This window comes from Moorena sp. SIO3B2, assembly GCF_010692525.1.
GTDB lineage: Bacteria > Cyanobacteriota > Cyanobacteriia > Cyanobacteriales > Coleofasciculaceae > Moorena > Moorena producens.
In genome coordinates, this window is record NZ_JAAHHE010000403.1 from 1 (window position 1) to 2,084 (window position 2,084).

The window sequence follows — 2,084 nt, forward strand, 5'->3', positions numbered from 1 at the left end:
TTCTTTACTAAGGTATTACGCGATCGCGGTTTACTGACCATTGATGAACCGTTCCAACGTCTTCTAACTCAGGGGATGGTGCAGAATACGGCTTACAAAAATACCAAAACCGGTAAATATTTCGCTGTTGTAGATATCGATCCCAATGACCCTAAAGATCCAGAGACTGGGGAACCGTTGGCGGTATTCTATGAAAAAATGTCCAAGTCTAAATACAACGGTGTCGCACCAGAAGATGTAGTAGCTAAATACGGTACTGATACCGCTAGGATGTTTATCTTGTTTAAAGCACCACCAGAAAAAGATTTGGAATGGGATGATGCTGATGTAGAAGGGCAATTCCGTTTCCTTAATCGTGTCTGGCGTTTAGTATCGGATTTCGCCGCTAATGGTAGCACTAAACCTAGCCCGTCTAATGGTGATTTAACTAAACCGGAAAAAGACTTACGACGAGTAATTCATACTGCGATTAAAGAGGTAACTGAGGATTTAGAAGGGGAGTATCAATTTAATACAGCGGTTTCTGAATTGATGAAGCTAAGTAATGGCATTACTGATGCTAAGTGTAAAGACTCCCCGGTCTATAAAGAAGGGATTGAAACCTTGATTACATTACTTGCTCCCTTTGCTCCCCATATTGCTGAAGAACTTTGGCATAGTCTGGGTCATAGCTCATCCATACACAATCAACCGTGGCTTGAGTACGATCCTGATGCTTTAGTAGCCGATGAAATTACCTTGGTTATTCAAATCAAAGGCAAAACTCGCGGCACTATTCAAGTTCCCGCTAACTCCGATAAGGCAGCGTTAGAAACCTATGCTCGGGAATCTGAGGTAGCACAGCGATATCTAGAGGGTAAGGAGATTAAGAAGGTAATTGTCGTACCCGGTAAATTGGTAAACTTTGTAGTGGTTTGATAGGAAAAAAGCGATAGCGCAGGGGATAGGTAAGCTAAAACGCATTTAAAATGCGTTTTAGCAAGGCAAAAGGCAAAAGGCAAAAGGCAAAAGGTAAAAGGCAAAAGGTAAAAGGCGACTGGGATCTATCTGTTTTATTTGATTTCACGCAGTTTAAATGCACAACAGCTTAACCGAGCTATTCCCTATTGCCTGCATCCAGCGCTATATATAGGTAAGAAACAATTCATCAGGTTCATTTACCACTAACAGTTATGTCTGAACAAAACGCACAAGTCTGTCCTATCTGTGGTGTCAGGATCATACCAGGAGGCCAAGTCGAGGATAAGGTCATATTTAAAGTCGGACCAGTGGGAACGAGAGCTATTCTTAACCAGCGCGTTTGTCAGTATGTTAAGAAACCAGGCTGTATCAATAAAAATCCATAGTTAAGCATTCAGCTAATGCGCTACGCGCACGCTACGCGAACAGCCGTCAGCTATCAGCTTTTCAATCAAAGAATCCTTACCTCTTTTATTCAAAAGCTGTTCGCGCACCATGCCCATAACCCATAAGAAGCTAAAGTAGCAGCATCTGTAGCCCATTAGCTTTAAGCTAATAGCTGATAGCTGTTCGCGTAGCGTGGCCAAAGGCCTTTAGCTGAATGCTAATTCACTTTGGGAATCCCTAATTTACCTAGGAAGTTGCGCACCAGTAAGGTTAGCATTATCAAGGTTAGCGTTAGTTAAATCAGCGTTAATGAAATTAGCGTTACTGAGGTTAGCCCCACTCAAATCAGCACCATTGAGGTTGGCCTTGAAAAAGGTGGTGTTACTGAGGTCAGCACCCCTAAAGGAACTACCACTCAGGTCAGCACTGATGAAATTTGCCCACACTACGCTAGCACCACTGAAGTCGGCGCGACTCATGTTGGCCCCTGTGGCGTAGGCTGAATCTAAGTTGGCATTGCGGAAGGTTGCCCCTGTGCCATCAATAACTCTCATTGCTGCACTTTCGAGCATGGCATCAGAAAGGTTAGCGCCACTGAGATTGGCTCCCTGGAGGTTAGCATATCTCAGGTCTGCTTCCCTCAAATCAGCTCTGGCTAGGTCAGAATTTACCAGGTCACAGCTTCGACATTCCTTAGTTTGCAGCAGTTGTAGATACTGCTCGCGCTGTTCAGCATT

At 43.9% G+C, this 2,084-nt stretch carries 2 protein-coding genes; one reads left to right on the forward strand and one right to left on the reverse strand.

Features of this window, described 5'->3' with window-relative positions:
• A partial coding sequence (locus F6K38_RS34670; RefSeq protein ID WP_287359643.1) for a class I tRNA ligase family protein occupies nt 1–918 on the forward strand: 918 nt, incomplete at its 5' end.
• Between the two features lie 671 nt (nt 919–1,589).
• On the opposite strand, the gene F6K38_RS34675 is transcribed toward F6K38_RS34670, so the two are convergent.
• A partial coding sequence (locus tag F6K38_RS34675) for a pentapeptide repeat-containing protein (RefSeq protein WP_287359644.1) occupies nt 1,590–2,084 on the reverse strand: 495 nt, incomplete at its 5' end.